This window comes from Streptomyces sp. NPDC002055, assembly GCF_040296705.1.
GTDB lineage: Bacteria > Actinomycetota > Actinomycetes > Streptomycetales > Streptomycetaceae > Streptomyces.
Window position 1 is genome coordinate 1 of the sequence record NZ_JBEOXS010000014.1, and the last position, 14,941, is coordinate 14,941.

Here is a 14,941-nt window from a genome sequence, read left to right on the forward strand (position 1 = left end):
ACGACGGCCAAGGCCCGGGCGCACCGGGAGCACCGGGAGTACGGGGACCAGTTCGTCGTGATCGATGCCGCGGAGAACGGCGCGGCCGGCGAGGGTGCGGCGGCGCAGCAGCGCCCGGGCGCCTGGCCGACGGCCGCCTCGTCTGCCTCCTCCGACGCGTCCGGCGCGACCGGCGGGGCGGGGCGCAGGCCCGGCGGCTGGCCCACGGCGGGTACGCCCGGGCAGGGCGGGGGCCCGGCCCAGGCTCCGGCGGCTCCGGCGCCGAGCGGCCCCGCGCCGTCGAGTGCTCCCACGCCGTCGGGTGGCTCCGTGGCGCCGTCGGCGGCGCAGGGCGCCGTCCAGGTCCGTCAGATGTGGCCGGACATTCTCGAGGCGGTGAAGAACCGGCGCCGCTTCACCTGGATCCTGCTGAGCCAGAACGCCCAGGTCGCGGGCTTCGACGGCACCACGCTCCAGCTCGCCTTCTCCAACGCGGGCGCCAGGGACAGCTTCGTCAGTGGTGGCAGTGAGGACGTGCTGCGGCAGGCGCTGAGCGAGTCGCTCGGCTTGCAGTGGCGGGTCGAGGCGATCGTCGATCCGTCCGGTGGCGGCGGTTCCCAGGGTGGCGGCTCCGCGGGCCCGGGGCAGGGGCCCGGTCCCGGCTTCGGCGGTGGCGGCGGGGCACCGCGCCCGGCCGCCCCGGCGCCGGCCCCCCAGCAGCCCGTTCGCCCGGCGGCGCCTGCGCCGGAGGCCGCCTCGCCCCCGGCGGCACCCGCACCGGATCCGCGGCCGCGCCCCGAGGCGGGTGCCTACGGGACCCCGGAGCGCCCGCCGGTCTCCCTGGAGGACGACCTCCCGGAGGCGGACGACCCGGACCTCGACGAGTCGGCGCTCAGCGGCCACGACCTGATCGTCCGCGAGCTCGGCGCGACCGTGGTCGAGGAATTCAGCCACGAGTAGCGCCATGAGTAGCCACGAGTAGCGCCGTGAGTTGCGCCGTGAGCGCCATGAGTGAGCAGTGCCATGGGCAGCGCCTCGCGTGGCGTGGCGCGCCCCGCCTGCTGGGGCCGTCGGGAGGCGGCCCGGCGGGGACGCCACCCACCGGCCGCCAGACTCCGTCACCCGGTACGGGCCCGCCCCGCACCCGGCGACGGATCGGCTCCGCCACCCACCGGCCGCCCGCCCCGCCCCAGCACGGGCCCGCCCTGCCTCGACGGGGGACCGGCTCGGCCGCCTGCCGGAGGCCCGGCTCCGGCACTGCCCGCGGCCCGGCCCCCGCACCCCGCCCGGCCGCCCGGCCCGCGCACCGGCGGCCCGCACCCCGCACCGGAGGCCCAGCCCCCGTACCGCCCCCGCACCAGGCGTCTTCGTACGGCGTAGGGCGCGGGGCCCGGTGAGCACGTAGGCTCGGGCTACTGGAACAAACGTCGTCGAGTGCCAGGAGCAAGCCGTGATTCCCGGTGGTCAGCAGCCCGATATGCAGCAGCTGCTTCAGCAGGCCCAGAAGATGCAGCAGGACCTCGCCGCGGCCCAGCAGGAGCTGGCCGAGACCCCTGTCGAGGGTTCCGCGGGCGGCGGGCTCGTCAAGGCCACGGTCACCGGAGCCGGTGAGCTCCAGGGCCTGGTCATCGACCCGAAGGCCGTGGATCCTGAGGACACGGAGACCCTCGCGGATCTGGTTCTCGCGGCCGTCCGCGATGCCAACAACGCCGCGCAGGAGCTCCAGCAGCAGAAACTGGGGCCGCTCGCGCAGGGCCTCGGCGGCATGCCGGGGATGCCTTTCTGACCCGGCTGACCCGGCTCCGGCCGGAGCGGCGCGGTTCGTGGCCGTGCCCGGTCCGTTCGCCCGGAACCGGAATCGGAACCGGCCGGTGAGCCGGTTCTGATCCGGACCTTAGAACGGATCAACTAGCGTACGCACCAGGAAAGAAGAAGGAGACGGCGTTCCGTGTACGAAGGCGTGGTCCAGGACCTCATCGACGAGTTGGGCAGGCTGCCCGGCGTCGGTCCCAAGAGCGCGCAGCGGATCGCCTTCCACGTCCTCCAGGCCGAGCCGGCCGACGTCCGTCGGCTCGCCCACGCACTGACCGAGGTCAAGGCCAAGGTCCGGTTCTGTTCCGTCTGCGGGAACGTCGCGCAGGAGGAGCAGTGCCGGGTCTGCCAGGACCCGCGCCGGGACCGGGCGGTCATCTGCGTCGTGGAGGAGCCGAAGGACGTCGTCGCGATTGAGCGGACCCGTGAGTTCCGCGGCCGCTATCACGTGCTCGGCGGGGCGATCAGCCCCATCGAGGGCGTGGGCCCGGACGACCTGCGGATCCGGGAACTGCTGGCCAGGCTCGCCGACGGTGTCGTCACCGAGCTGATCCTGGCCACCGACCCGAATCTCGAGGGGGAGGCGACCGCCACCTACCTCGCCCGCATGGTCAAGCCCATGGGCCTGAAGGTCACGCGACTGGCCAGCGGGCTCCCCGTCGGGGGAGACCTGGAGTACGCCGACGAGGTCACGCTGGGGCGTGCCTTCGAAGGGAGACGACTTCTCGATGTCTGACGCCACGCTCCACGACAGCAAGCAGGACCCGGACGACTTCGCCGTCCAGATCGCCGACCAGGTCGAGAGCTTCATCGTCGCGGTCACGGAAGTGGCGAAGGGCGACGAGCCGGGCAGCGCGATCCCGTATCTCCTGCTGGAGGTCTCCCAGCTGCTCCTGGCGGGCGGCCGGCTGGGGGCGCACGAGGACATCGTCCCGGACGAGCGGTACGAGACGGACGCCGGCCCGGAGCCGGACGACGTCGACGAGCTGCGGGAACGCTTCGCCCTGCTGCTGGACCCGGCGGACGTCTACTCCGAGGTCTTCGACCCGTACGTGCCCCGCAGCGAGCCGGTGGCCTGCCGGATCTCCGACGACCTCGCCGACATCATCACCGACCTGCGGCACGGCATGGCCCACTACCGGGCGGGCCGGGTGACCGAGGCGCTGTGGTGGTGGCAGTTCTCGTACTTCTCCAACTGGGGGCCGACCGCCTCCGCGGCGCTCCGCGCCCTGCAGTCGCTGCTCGCCCACATCCGCACCGAGAGCCCGCTCGACGAGCTGGACGGGCTGGACACGGACACTGTCGCGGTGGCCGATGTGTCGCTGGAGGAGGAGGCGGGCCGGGTGATGGCCCAGGAGATCGCCGCCCCGCTGGGCGTCCGTCCGGTCCGCAGCTGAGCCCCGTACCGGGCCTTCCGCCGCGGGAGCCGGTCCGAGGCCGCCGGGTACCCCGTATGCGCGCGCTCACGGCACACCGCCGTGTGAACTGGGTTACGTTTCCGTGTGCTCTGCCCTCCAGCGGGCAGGGGCCTTGCCGGAGCGGGCTCGGAAAGGCAGCGCGCCTGTGATCACGTGGTGAACCTTGGGTCTCACCATGCGATACCAGGGTGGCTCTTTTTCCCTGCTCGATAGACTGAGCCGACCGAAGGATCCTGATTCGGGGTCCCCGGAAGACAAGAGTTGCGAGGAGCGCACGTGGGCCTTGTCGTGCAGAAGTACGGCGGCTCCTCCGTTGCGGATGCCGAAGGCATCAAGCGCGTCGCCAAGCGAATCGTCGAAGCCAAGAGGAGCGGCCACCAGGTGGTCGTCGTGGTTTCGGCGATGGGTGACACGACGGACGAGCTGATCGATCTCGCTGCGCAGGTATCCCCGATCCCTGCCGGACGAGAGTTCGACATGCTGCTGACCGCCGGAGAGCGAATCTCCATGGCGCTGCTGGCGATGGCGATCAAAAACCTGGGTCACGAGGCCCAGTCGTTCACCGGCAGCCAGGCCGGCGTCATCACCGACTCGGTCCACAACAAAGCGCGGATCATCGACGTCACGCCGGGCCGTATTCAGCAGTCGGTCGACGAGGGCAACATCGCCATCGTCGCCGGTTTCCAGGGTGTGTCCCAGGACAAGAAGGACATCACCACCCTGGGCCGGGGCGGCTCGGACACCACCGCGGTGGCACTGGCCGCCGCGCTGAACGCCGAGGTCTGTGAGATCTACACCGATGTCGACGGTGTGTTCACCGCCGATCCGCGGGTGGTCAAGAAGGCCCGCAAGATCGATTGGATCTCGTTCGAGGACATGCTGGAGCTGGCCAGCTCCGGGTCCAAGGTGCTGCTGCACCGGTGCGTCGAGTACGCACGCCGTTACAACATTCCGATCCACGTCCGGTCGTCGTTCTCCGGCCTCCGGGGCACGTGGGTCAGCAACGAACCGCGAGGGGACGACCAGCCGATGGAGCAGGCGATCATTTCGGGGGTTGCCCACGACACGTCCGAGGCCAAGGTCACGGTCGTCGGGGTGCCGGACAAGCCGGGCGAGGCCGCGACGATCTTCCGTGCGATCGCGGACGCCGAGATCAACATCGACATGGTGGTGCAGAACGTCTCGGCCGCGTCGACCGGTCTGACCGACATCTCCTTCACCCTGCCGAAGACCGAGGGCCGCAAGGCCATCACGGCTCTGGAGCGGACGAAGAACGCCATAGGGTTCGAGTCCCTGCGCTACGACGACCAGATCGCCAAGATCTCGCTGGTCGGCGCGGGCATGAAGACCAACCCGGGCGTCACCGCCGGCTTCTTCGAGGCCCTGTCCAACGCCGGGGTCAACATCGAGCTGATCTCCACCTCGGAGATCCGTATCTCCGTCGTCACCCGTGCCGACGACGTCAACGAGGCCGTGCGCGCGGTGCACACCGCCTTCGGCCTCGACAGCGAGAGCGACGAGGCCGTCGTCTACGGAGGTACCGGGCGATGACTTCCGCCCCCGGGCGCAAGCCCACCCTGGCTGTCGTCGGCGCCACCGGCGCCGTCGGCACCGTGATGCTCGGCATTCTCTCGGAGCGTGCCGACATCTGGGGCGAGATCCGCCTCATCGCCTCACCGCGCTCGGCGGGCAAGAAGCTCGTCGTCCGCGGTGAGGAGGTCGAGGTCGTCGCGCTGAGCGAGGAGGCGTTCGAGGGCGTCGACGTCGCGATGTTCGACGTGCCGGACGAGGTCTCGGCCGAGTGGGCGCCGATCGCCGCCGCCAAGGGCGCGGTCGCCGTCGACAACTCCGGCGCCTTCCGGATGGACCCGGACGTCCCGCTGGTGGTCCCCGAGGTGAACGCCCGCGCCGCGCGGGTCCGCCCGAAGGGCATCATCGCGAACCCCAACTGCACCACCCTGTCGATGATCGTCGCGATGGGCGCACTGCACTCCGAGTGGGGCCTGTCCGAACTGATCGTCTCCTCCTACCAGGCCGTTTCCGGCTCGGGCAAGGAAGGCGTCGACACCCTCCGGGACCAGCTCGCCAAGGTGACCGGCACGGACCTGGGCACCCAGCCCGGCGATGTGCGCCGCGCGGTGGGCGAGTTCGGCCCGTACCCGGCGCCGATCGCGCTCAACGTGGTGCCGTTCGCCGGTTCGCTGAAGGACGACGGCTGGACCTCCGAGGAGCTCAAGGTCCGCAACGAGTCGCGGAAGATCCTGGGCCTGCCCGACCTGCGGGTCACGGCGACCTGTGTCCGCGTCCCGGTGGTCACCACGCACTCGCTGACCGTGCACGCGCGGTTCGAGAGCGAGGTCTCGGTCGCCAAGGCGCACGAGATCCTGAGCGGCGCGCCCGGTGTGGTGCTGTGCGACAACCCGGCGCAGGGCGAGTTCCCGACCCCGGCAGACGTCGTGGGCACCGACCCGACCTGGGTGGGCCGGGTGCGGCGCTCCCTGGACGACCCGCAGGCGCTGGAGCTCTTCGTGTGCGGTGACAACCTCCGCAAGGGAGCCGCGCTGAACACCGCTCAGATCGCCGAGGTCGTCGCCGCGGAGCTCACTTCCGCGTAGCCCCGTGACGGGTGACTCCCCGACAGTCTGTGAAGGTTATGTGATCAAGTCGTTGGTCCGTACCCTTGAACTGGGCTGACGATCTGTTCGACTATTCGCTCCCCACTCACTGCAACCGGCGGTGGGTGGGGAGCGTCTTTGTTGCCGTCGCTCGGAGTCGCTGAATTATTTGGGGCATTTGGGAAGAACGGTGCGCATGAGGGCATGTAGTGCTTTGTCGAAAGCGGTGGCTCACGCGTACAACCCTCAGGGGGGGAAGCGTGTCCAACAAGCGTGGCAGAAGTACTCGGCATGGCAGCGCCCCATGGGGGCGGCACGGCGGTCCTGCGACCGCTCCGTCCTCGCGCGACCGGTGGAATGCCGGTGATCGCGCCCATGCCCGCTGCGCAGACCACCCACGTACCGTCGCAGCGCGAGGGCGCTGACGAGGCGATGACCGCGGGTACCACAGTCGATCACCTCACCGAGACCTACCGTGCCCACTACCGGTCCCTGCTCGGTCTCGCCGCCCTCCTCCTCGACGACACGGCCTCGTGCGAGGACGTCGTGCAGGAGGCGTTCATACGCGTGCATTCCGCGCGTAGTAGGGTCCGCGACCCGGAGAAGACTCTCGCCTACCTCAGGCAGACGGTCGTCAACCTGTCCCGCTCCGCGCTGCGCCGCCGCATCCTCGGGCTGAAGCTGCTGTCCAAGCCGATGCCCGACATGGCGAGCGCCGAGGAGGGGGCGTACGAACAGCTGGAGCGCGACCAATTGATCAAGGCGATGCGCGGACTGCAGCGCCGGCAGCGCGAGGTCCTCGTGCTGCGCTACTTCGCCGACATGACCGAGGCCCAGGTGGCTGAGACGCTCGGGATATCGCTGGGTTCGGTCAAGGCGTACGGCTCGCGGGGCATCGCGGCGCTCCGCGTCGCCATGGAGGACCCGGCATGAGCGGGCAGCAGCACGGGCCGCAGAGAGAACCCGGGGCCGTCGAGGGGCTGGATGCGTCCGATGGCCCCGAGGAGAGCGGTTCCCGGGCCGACGACAGCGCGACTGATGCCTCCGAGGCCGGTTGCGCGGTGGACGGTTCAGAGGCCGGCGCGGTGACGGATACCTCCGAGGCCGATTCCGTGACGGACGGATCCGGGGCTGATGCAGTGACGGATGCCTCCGAGATCGATTCCGTGACGGATGGCTCCGAGACGGATGGCTCCGAGGCGGATGGCTCCGAGGCGGATGCCGCGGCGGACGGTTCCGAGCGCGATTCCGTGGCGCACGCCCCCGATCCCGTGGCGCACGCCTCCGATTCCGTGGCGCACGCCTCCGAGGCCGGGGTGACGGCTCTGCTCGGGGCGGTCCGTGGCTCCGCCGGTTCCGAGGGGCCGCGGAATGCGGATTCCGAGGTGCCGCGGGATGTGAACGGACCCGGCCTGGACGAGCAGGCCCTCCGGGCGCTGCTGCACACCGCCGTCGACGACATCGAGCCGGCGCCGCACGCCCTCGACCATCTCCGGCACGCCGTCCCGGCGCGCCGTGCCCGCAAGCGGCAGGCGCTGGTCGGCGCGGCGGCCGCAGTGCTGCTGGTCGGCAGCGCCGTGCCCGCGCTGGTGCACGTCGCCCGCGACGCGGGGGTGACGGAGGCGCACCCGGCCAACGCCGGGCACAGCGAACGGACTCAGGGCGGATCCGGTGGCACCGCCGCCGAAACCGAGGACGGCGAGAAGGAGAAGGAGCCGTCCGACAAGGAGACCGAGGGCGGCAAGCGCGACCGGGACAGCGAAAAGGGCGACGCGACGGAGCAGCCGGGCGGTGGCGCGGTCGGTGGCGGGGAGGGCCCGTCCGAGACCATGGCCGCCACCTCGCCGACCTGCACCCGGGACCAGCTCAGCGGTGGTGTCGCCACACCCGCCACGCTCGACGGTTCGAGCACCGTGTACGGCTCCTTCCAGGTCACCAACGTCTCCGACGCGGCCTGCACCGTCGACGGTGGCGGACAGGTCTTCGCGACCGCGCAGGGCGGCGCCGACGGCACCCGGATCTCCGTGGTGGACCACACCGCGGGCGACCCGGCCACCGCTCTGCCCGACCCGGCCACCCAGCCTCAGACGGTGATCCTCCAGCCGGGGGTCGCCTATCAGGTGAAGTTCGCCTGGGTCCCGGCCGAGGGAGGTGCGGGTGGCTGCCCCAACCCCGGTTCGACGCCGGACCCGGGCAGCTCGGGCGCCGCGGGTGAACCGGACGGCGCGACGGTGGCCGAGACGGCCGAGGGCGACCAGGGCACTCCGCCCGCGGGCAGCGTGGCACTCAGTCACACCCCGCAGGCCGGTGCGCCCAGCGCCGCCGACGCCACCATCACCAACGCGTGCGCGGGGACGATCTACCGCACGGGGGCACTGGCGACCGCCTGAGCGCCTGCTGGAACGGCTGCTGAGACGGCAGCTGAACGGCTTCTTGGGTGATCGATCGGGTGACCGCTCGAGTGGCTGCCGGGGCCTTCTCCGTCCGGCTTGTCCATCGATCCTGTCCATCCGGGCTGTCCGTCGGGTCTGTCCGTCCGGGCGCCCGGCTGTCCGGAGGCCAGCCCCCGGGTCCGGGCGCGTGATGCCTGCCCCGGGCCCGGGCTCGTCCGGACACCGGTGGGCGGGGGAGGCGGTGACCCCGGGGGCGGGGGCCCCGGCTGTGGCCCGTACCGTGGTGGTGTGTACCGGTTCCTGCTGACGCCCCGCTGGTGGGGAATCAACCTCTTCGTCGCGCTCGGCGTGCCGTTCTGCCTCTTCATGGGCAGCTGGCAGCTGGGCCGCTTCGAGACGCGCGTGGAGTCCCATCAGGAGCAGCAGCGGGACGCGGACGCCCATGCCGAGGCGGCGGCGGCGCCGCTGGCCGACCTGCTGCCGGTGACCAAGGAGACGTCGGGCCGGCGCGCCACCGCGACCGGCCGCTACGACACCCAACTGCTCGTCCCCGACCGCCGCTTGGGCGACCGGAACGGCTTCTACGTCCTCACCCTGCTGCGTACCGAGGGCGGCGACGCGCTGCCCGTCGTCCGCGGCTGGCTGCCCGGCGACGCCGACCGGGCCGATGTTCCCGAGCCGCCGCGCGGCGAGGTCACCGTGACCGGGTCGCTGCAGGCCTCGGAGACGCAGAGCAGCGACGGGGCGCGGTCCGGAGGGCTTCCCCGGGGGCAACTCGGCATGATCAGCGCGGCGTCGCTGGTGAACGTGGTGCCGTACGGGGTCTACGACGCCTGGATCACGCTCCCCGGGGCCGGAGCGCAGGGCGCGCTGCGGCCGGTGCCCCCGACTGCCCCGCAGGGGAGCGGCCTGGACCTCAAGGCGTTCCAGAACCTCGGTTACACGGGTGAGTGGTTCGTCTTTGCCGGGTTCGTGGTCTTCATGTGGTTCCGCCTGCTGCGCCGGGAGGCGGAAGCGGAGCGCGATCTGGCCCTGGGCCTGCTGCCGGAACAGGCCGAGCAGACGGGAGCCGACCAGGCGGGACGAGCCGAAGAGCCGGTAGAGGGACCGGCAGAGGCGCCGGAAGAGGGGGCGGCAGAGGGCGGACGGTCGGAGCAGCCCGGCGCCGCCGCGCGGACGAACCCCGCCGAGCCGACGGAACGTGCTCCTGGCCGGGCTCCGGTGAGCGGACCGGCTGACACCGGTTCCGGGCGCGCGGTGCCGGAGTCGGACCCGGCCGGCCGGTCCTGAAGCCCGTCCGACCGGAGCCTGTGGCCGGGGGCCTGGTCAGGTACTGCCCCCAGCCCGTCAGGCCCGCTCCCAGCGATCCGGGTTGCGCCCGGCCCTCAGCTGCCGTTCCCGACCTTCAGCCGCCGTTGGTCCGGGTCTTCAGGTGCCGCTCGGCGAAGTCGATCTCCAGCCGCAGCTGCTTGATGCGCTCCTCCACGACCAGGGAGCCGTGCCCCGCGTCGTAGCGGTACACCTCGTGCGGTGCTCCCCGGTCGGCCAGCCGCTGGACGTAGTTCTCCACCTGCCGGATCGGGCAGCGCGGGTCGTTCACGCCGGCCGAGATGTAGACCGGTGCGCGCACCTGGTCCACGTAGGTCAGCGGGGAGGAGGCCGCGAACCGCTCCGGTACTTCCTCCGGGGTCCCGCCCAGGAGGGTGCGGTCCATGGCCTTCAGCGCCTCCATCTCGTCGTGGTAGGCGGTGACGTAGTCCGCGACGGGGACGGCCGCCAGGCCCAGGGCCCAGGCCTCCGGCTGGGTGCCCAGACCGAGCAGTGTCAGGTAGCCGCCCCAGGAACCGCCCGCCAGAACCAGGCGGTCCGGATCGGCGAGCCCGGACTCCACGGCCCAGTCGCGGACCGCGGCGATGTCCTCCAGTTCGATCAGCCCCACCCGGTGCTTGAGGGCGTCCGTCCACGCGCGGCCGTACCCGGTGGAACCGCGGTAGTTGACCCGTACGACGGCGAAGCCGTGGTCCACCCAGGCCGCCGGGCCGCCCGCGAAGGCGTCGCTGTCGTGCCAGGTCGGCCCCCCGTGGATGTCGAACACCGTCGGGAACGGGCCCTCGCCCTCCGGCTGTTGCACCAGCGCGTGCACCGGGCCGCCCGGGCCCTCCACCCAGGCATCCGTGACCGGCACGGACTTCGGTGCCTTCATCCCGGGGGGATCCAGCACGGTCCGCCCCGCTGTGGAGCGGACGACCGGCGGCAGCGCTGCCGAGGACCAGAGGTACTCCACCGATCCGTCCGGCCGGGCCGTCGCCCCGGACACCGTGCCGGGCGGGGTCTCCAGCGGCAGCAGCTCATGGGTGGCGGGCTCGTAGCGCCACAGCCGGCTGCGGGCCTGGTGGCTCTGCTCGATCAGCAGGGCGGAGTCGTCCCCGCCGTCGGCCGGCGCACCCGCCGGCCGGGAGGCGCCGGCGCCGGGAGGCCGGGGGAACCACTCGGCCTCGATGTCTCCGGGCAGCTCGATGGCGAGGGCGGTCTCCTCGCCGGTCAGCGGGTCCCAGATCATCGGCTCCCAGCGGCCGCTGCGCTGGTGCCCGACGAGCATCCGGGAGTCGCCGTCCAGTGGGGAGAAGCCCAGGCAGCTCAGGCCGAGCTCCGCCGTGCCGCCCTTGGTGTCGTCGAGTTCGGCCACCACCGAGCCGTCGAGCCGGAGTACCCGGAGCGCGGAGTGCATGGCGTCGCCGTGCTCGGTGTGCTCCATGGCGATCAGCGTGCCGTCGCGGGAGAGGTCGGCGACCCCCGCAGACTCCCGGTGCCGGTAGATCTCCACCGGCTCGGTGCCCGGGCGCAGTACATGGATCGTCGAGCCGTCCTCGTCCGTGGAGCGGCCGACCACGGCCGTGCCGTCCCGGCCCAGCGCCAGACCGGCCGGGTAGGAGGGCTCGAGGCCCGGGGTCGCGGGCTCGTCCGCCCCGCCGCCGAACGGCTGCCGCAGCCAGACACCGAACTCGTCGCCGTCGGTGTCGCTGAACCACCAGATCCACTCGCCGTCCGGCGAGAGCAGTCCGTCCGTCGTGCCGTTCGGCCGGTCCGTCGCCTGTCGCTGCCCGCCCGTTGTGCGGTCCCAGGCGTAGAGCTCGTAGGTACCGGTCGCGTTCGAGACGAACAGCGACCGGTCCGGCGCGTCCTCCGCCCAGTCGGGCAGCCCGACCCGCGGTGCCCTGAAGCGCTTCTCCCAGTCCGGCGCGGAGCCGGAGGAGCCAGTGGTGTCGTCAGTCATGGCCCCATTCTGCGCAGACGTGCCGACATCGTGGTGGGGCGGCCCCCAGCCTGTGGATAACTCTCCGAGCGGTGTCCTCCGCGCCACTCTGCACGGGGGCGTGGAGGGCCGCCCTCAGGGCTGCGCCGGGGCAGGACCGGGGCCGGACCGGGACCGGATCGGGGACGGGATCCGGGGTCCTGAGCAGACGTCGGGGCGTCGACGCCCCGGCGCTCGCGATGATCTTGAAAGGGGATGGATTCCTCCCCCTGCGGGCCCGTCGAAGGCATCGTTTTCCCAGGTCAAAGCTGTGTGTCTGCGTCGTGGGGCGATGATCCGCACCAGGTGAGAAGCTGGGACCAGGGGAGTCGTCCACCGGGGAGCGTGCCCGATGGGAACCAGCATGCATGTGGTCTGGAGCAAGAAGGAACCGGGCCAGGTCGTCTACGAGACCTACGCCATCGTGACGACGGAGAAGGACGACGGCACCCAGGCCGCGGTCCGCAGCAGGAAGCACGAGGTCGTCATCCGCAGCCGCTCGCACGCGGCGCGGATCGCGGCCGAGCACGGGTACGAGCTCTTCGGGGAGGGCGAAGCCTGGGAGAGCCTGCCCGAAGAATAGGCCGGGGCCCCGCGCCGGCCCCGGACAAGGCCGGACCTCCCCTGAGCAAGTACGGAAGCGGTCGCCGCGGCTGTGCCGGACCCGGCCGCCGAACCGCTCCGGTGCGGGGGCACCGCCATCCCCACCGCAGTGACGCCCGTCGACCGTAAGGTGCTCTCACCCCTATGTGCCGTGATCAGGCGTGTTTCATTGATCAAGGCAGGGAGAGACCCATAAATATGGAAACCACACTCGGTGAGCAGATCATGCTCCTGTCGCTCGACGACGCGACCGGCACCCCTCGGCTCCCGGTGCAGTGCGAGTTCGCGATCTCCAGCGCCTCCGTGCTGGAACTGGCGCTCGCGGGCCGGGTCCGGTCGGAGGGCGACCACCTGGTCGTCACCGACTCCACGCCGTTGGGGATTCCGGCCCTGGACGGGACGCTGCAGCGGATCGCCGCGCAGAGCGAACGGGAGGACGCGCAGGCGTGGATCTTCCGGCTCAGGAAGCAGGCCGTCGACGACGCCCGGCGGGCGCTGCTCGAGAAGGGCGTCATCCGTGAGGAGCGGACGAGGCGTTGGGGCATCTTCCCCATCCATCGCTACCCGGAGGCCGACGGCACGGTCGAGAGTCGGCTGCGCCGGACACTCGCGGCGGTGGTGCTCGAGGGGCAGGAGCCCGACGCGCCCACGGCCGCACTGGTGGTGCTGCTGCACAGCGGTGGGCTGCACGAGCTGGTCTTCGGCGAGGCCGACGGGGCGGCCGCCCGGAAGCGCATGGCCGAGCTGACCGAGGGGCACTGGGCCGAGCCGGTCATGCATCAGCTGGTGAACTCGGTGCACTTGGCGCTGACGACCACCGCGGCGGCGACGACCGCCGCAGTGGTGAACACCGTCGTATAACGCGGGTCGGGGCATGCCGGGGGAGTGACCGGGATAGTGGTGAGTCGTCAGGTGTATCTCGATTCCCCGGCTGCTCCTCTGTGCCTGCCGTGCATGAACTGCGCTTGGTGGAGCGTGCTGTTGATGTGCCGCCGCGCGACACCGCGCACGTTGCCCGGGGTGGGCGCGTCCGGACCGGCTTGTTCGGCAAGGGGTGGCGGCTGCTTCGGCTTGCCCGTCCGATGATCTCGAGCGGGAACGTCTGAGAGGGCGTCGGCGGATGCCGACCCGGGAGCAGGATCCAAGATCCTCCCGGGCTTTCCTCATCCCCCGCGGAAACGCGTCAGGGGCCTGATCCGATTTCTCGGATCAGGCCCCTGACCTGGTGTTCCTTCAGTCGGGGTGGCGGGATTTGAACCCACGACCTCTTCGTCCCGAACGAAGCGCGCTGCCAAGCTGCGCTACACCCCGAAGCAACGAGCTCTACTTTAGCGGACCTGTCGCTCCATGCGAAATCCGGTTACCTGCTCGCAGCGGGTGGCTCCTCGCCCGGCTTCGTGCCGGTGGTGGCAGCCCGGGCGGCGGAAGAGCGGGCGGGGTTGGCGGAGTTGTCGTCGTTCCCGGCCGGTGGGGCGAAGGGGATGGGGTCGCGCTTCGCCCGCGTGTCGCTGGATGTGACCGCCGTCACAGGTCCTGCTCATGGTTCCCCGGTCCGTCACGACCGGATGTGGGGGCGCCGTGCCGGGAAAGCGACTGCCCGGGCCGGTGGCCGCGCGGGAGCGGCCGCCCGGTCCGGGCAGGGGGGATGTGCGGTGGGGTCAGGCGTCGCGTGCGGTCAGGGTCAGCAGCGTCGCCTCGGGCGGGCAGGCGAAGCGCACCGGGGTGTACCGGTTGGCGCCGCAGCCCGCCGAGACGTGCAGGTAGGAGGTCCTGCCCTCGGCGCTGTGCGTCGACAGGCCCTTGACCCGCTGGGTGTCCAGGTCGCAGTTGGTGACCAGGGCCCCGTAGAAGGGGACGCAGAGCTGGCCGCCGTGGGTGTGCCCGGCCAGGATCAGCGGGTAGCGGTCCGCGGTGAAGGCGTCGAGGGTCCGCAGGTACGGGGCGTGGACGACGGCCAGGGAGAGGTCCGCGTCCTCGGGGCCGCCCGCCACCTCGGCGTACCGGTCCCGCTTGATGTGCGGGTCGTCCAGCCCGGTGAGCGCGATCTCCAGGCCGTCGAGTCCGCCGAGCTTCAGCCGGCCGCGGGTGTTCGAGAGCCCCACCCAGCCCGCCTCGTCGAAGGCGTCCCGCATGCCCTCCCACGGGTTGCGCTCGACGCCGACCGCGGGGTCGTTCTTGCCGTTGAGGCCGTGCTGGCCGCGGGCCCTCTCCAGGAGGTAGCGGGCGGGGTTGCGCAGCCGGGGAGCGTAGTAGTCGTTCGAGCCGAAGACGTACGCCCCGGGGAACTCCATCAGCGGTCCGAGTGCGTCCAGCACCTCGGGGACGGCCTTCTTGTCGGAGAGGTTGTCGCCGGTGTTGATGACGAAGTCCGGCCGCAGGCCGGCGAGCGACTGCAGCCACCGCCGCTTCTTGCCCTGTCCGGAGACCATGTGGATGTCCGAGACCTGGAGCATGCGCAGCTGCCGCATCCCGGGCGGCAGCACCGGCACCGTGATCCGGCGGAGCCGGAACGAGCGGGGTTCGACGCCGGTTGCGTAGGCGAGGCCGGCCGCGCCGACTGCCGTGATTCCCAGGGGTACTGCGTATCGCGCGCGCATGGCCCCATGGTCGCAGACAGTGCGGCGACCGGGCAGTCCGGGCGGTCCGTGCGGGTTCCCGGGGCGCCCTCGCCGGTGGGCCGCGCGCGTCGCCCTCCGACGGCGGTCGCGCACGTGGCGCAGGGGCCCGCGACGGCCATGCTCCTTCGGCCGGGTCCCGGGGTGGGACGGCGGCACGGTCTCCGGGCCGGGGCGGCAGGAATGCGGTGGGCGGGGCCCAGCCCCGCCGGGC

At 71.9% G+C, this 14,941-nt stretch carries 12 protein-coding genes, 1 tRNA gene and 1 pseudogene; 11 read left to right on the forward strand and 3 right to left on the reverse strand.

Translation table 11 applies throughout. From position 1 onward, the window contains the following. The 9 genes and pseudogenes from ABT112_RS10945 to ABT112_RS10985 form a co-directional block, all read left to right on the forward strand. Positions 1-939 (forward strand): annotated as a pseudogene (locus ABT112_RS10945) (DNA polymerase III subunit gamma and tau); the annotation flags it as partial. A gap of 517 nt (positions 940-1,456) precedes the next feature. Continuing rightward, positions 1,457-1,765, forward strand: coding sequence for a YbaB/EbfC family nucleoid-associated protein (locus ABT112_RS10950; protein WP_351507927.1), 309 nt, complete (start codon positions 1,457-1,459; stop codon positions 1,763-1,765). A gap of 162 nt (positions 1,766-1,927) precedes the next feature. Further along, the gene (gene recR, locus ABT112_RS10955) at positions 1,928-2,527 is read left to right on the forward strand and encodes a recombination mediator RecR (RefSeq protein ID WP_351507929.1); all 600 of its coding nucleotides are present in this window, start codon (positions 1,928-1,930) and stop codon (positions 2,525-2,527) included. Beyond that, positions 2,520-3,188 carry a DUF5063 domain-containing protein gene (locus tag ABT112_RS10960; RefSeq protein WP_351507931.1) on the forward strand — a complete coding sequence of 223 codons (669 nt, stop codon included), beginning with the start codon at positions 2,520-2,522 and terminating at the stop codon, positions 3,186-3,188. Before recR ends, ABT112_RS10960 begins: the two co-directional genes overlap by 8 nt. 297 nt (positions 3,189-3,485) lie before the next feature. Next, on the forward strand, positions 3,486-4,760 hold the full coding sequence (locus tag ABT112_RS10965; RefSeq protein WP_351507932.1) for an aspartate kinase: 1,275 nt from the start codon (positions 3,486-3,488) through the stop codon (positions 4,758-4,760). Then, positions 4,757-5,824: an aspartate-semialdehyde dehydrogenase gene (locus ABT112_RS10970; protein WP_351507934.1), complete on the forward strand. Its 1,068-nt coding sequence runs from the start codon at positions 4,757-4,759 to the stop codon at positions 5,822-5,824. The genes ABT112_RS10965 and ABT112_RS10970 overlap by 4 nt, the downstream gene beginning before the upstream one ends. Positions 5,825-6,115: 291 nt before the next feature. Further along, on the forward strand, positions 6,116-6,757 hold the full coding sequence (locus ABT112_RS10975) for a SigE family RNA polymerase sigma factor (protein ID WP_351507936.1): 642 nt from the start codon (positions 6,116-6,118) through the stop codon (positions 6,755-6,757). After that, positions 6,754-8,214, forward strand: a complete 1,461-nt coding sequence (locus ABT112_RS10980; protein ID WP_351507938.1) for a hypothetical protein — start codon at positions 6,754-6,756, stop codon at positions 8,212-8,214. The genes ABT112_RS10975 and ABT112_RS10980 overlap by 4 nt, the downstream gene beginning before the upstream one ends. A 291-nt stretch (positions 8,215-8,505) precedes the next feature. After that, on the forward strand, positions 8,506-9,507 hold the full coding sequence (locus tag ABT112_RS10985; RefSeq protein ID WP_351507941.1) for an SURF1 family protein: 1,002 nt from the start codon (positions 8,506-8,508) through the stop codon (positions 9,505-9,507). 115 nt (positions 9,508-9,622) lie between these two features. On the opposite strand, the gene ABT112_RS10990 is transcribed toward ABT112_RS10985, so the two are convergent. Then, positions 9,623-11,491 carry a S9 family peptidase gene (locus tag ABT112_RS10990; RefSeq protein ID WP_351507943.1) on the reverse strand — a complete coding sequence of 623 codons (1,869 nt, stop codon included), beginning with the start codon at positions 11,489-11,491 and terminating at the stop codon, positions 9,623-9,625. A 370-nt stretch (positions 11,492-11,861) separates the two neighbouring features. Here ABT112_RS10990 and ABT112_RS10995 point away from each other — a divergent pair, with 370 nt between their 5' ends. Together ABT112_RS10995 and ABT112_RS11000 are read left to right on the forward strand one after the other, a co-directional pair. Then, positions 11,862-12,092, forward strand: coding sequence for a hypothetical protein (locus ABT112_RS10995; protein ID WP_351507945.1), 231 nt, complete (start codon positions 11,862-11,864; stop codon positions 12,090-12,092). 218 nt (positions 12,093-12,310) lie between these two features. Beyond that, positions 12,311-12,973 carry a GOLPH3/VPS74 family protein gene (locus ABT112_RS11000; protein ID WP_351507947.1) on the forward strand — a complete coding sequence of 221 codons (663 nt, stop codon included), beginning with the start codon at positions 12,311-12,313 and terminating at the stop codon, positions 12,971-12,973. A 376-nt stretch (positions 12,974-13,349) separates the two neighbouring features. Here ABT112_RS11000 and ABT112_RS11005 read toward each other — a convergent pair. Together ABT112_RS11005 and ABT112_RS11010 are read right to left on the reverse strand one after the other, a co-directional pair. Further along, positions 13,350-13,423 (reverse strand) — tRNA-Pro (locus ABT112_RS11005). Between the two features lie 347 nt (positions 13,424-13,770). Next, positions 13,771-14,709, reverse strand: a complete 939-nt coding sequence (locus ABT112_RS11010) for a metallophosphoesterase (protein ID WP_351507949.1) — start codon at positions 14,707-14,709, stop codon at positions 13,771-13,773. Positions 14,710-14,941 lie beyond the last annotated feature (232 nt).